Here is a 236-nt window from a genome sequence, read left to right as displayed (position 1 = left end):
TCCCATGGTCATCCGCAGGAGGAACAGCCGGCGGTATCTCCCTTGGATGCAGTACCTGGCCATCGTGGGGCGGAGGGTGGTGGAGACGGTGGGGAGCATGCTCCATCACCTCTTCCCCAGGCGCATCCACGCCGTGACCCAGGAGGGTTTCGTCATCAAAGTTCTCACCTTCGTCCTGGCCCATAACATCAGTCTCCTGACCCAGAAGATGGCTGGGTAGCAACTTGGGTTATGAT

At 59.3% G+C, this 236-nt stretch carries 1 pseudogene; it reads left to right on the top strand.

Annotated features, from left to right (window positions below):
- Positions 1-220, top strand: a pseudogene (locus ACYQ0J_RS13960) (IS982 family transposase); the annotation flags it as partial.
- Between the last annotated feature and the right edge of the window lie 16 nt (positions 221-236).

The organism is Thermus sp. FJN-A, assembly GCF_054655095.1.
This window is presented reverse-complemented; position numbering and strand designations above follow the sequence as displayed.